Source organism: Bradyrhizobium sp. 25ACV (assembly GCF_054863005.1).
In genome coordinates this window covers 1-254 of record NZ_JAVAYO010000157.1, presented here as the reverse complement: position 1 = coordinate 254, position 254 = coordinate 1, and the positions used below count along the sequence as shown (strand labels likewise).

Below are 254 nucleotides of genomic sequence, written 5' to 3'. Positions count from 1 at the left end.
GCGGGACGGGTTCGGCCGGCGGAGTGGCGGTGAATTGCACGGCCTGCGGCGGGACCGGAAAAGTAAGCCGCCAAGCCGGAGTCATGCGCTTCGCCGTGGCCTGTCCTGAATGCGGCGGGAGCGGCAAGCACAAGCGGCGTTGTCCGGCCTGCAACGGCAGCGGGCAGATTCGCCGCCCGGAGAGCTTCGAAGTGCGCATTCCGGCCGGCGTCGATACCGGTTCGCGCGTCCGTGTCCCCGCCAAGGGGAATGCC

Annotated in this window: 1 protein-coding gene; it reads left to right on the top strand. The window is 70.1% G+C overall.

The genetic code is table 11. The features are described 5' to 3' along the window. Positions 1-254: zinc finger domain-containing protein (locus RAD04_RS38970; protein ID WP_461628008.1), on the top strand; the 254-nt coding region annotated here is incomplete at both ends.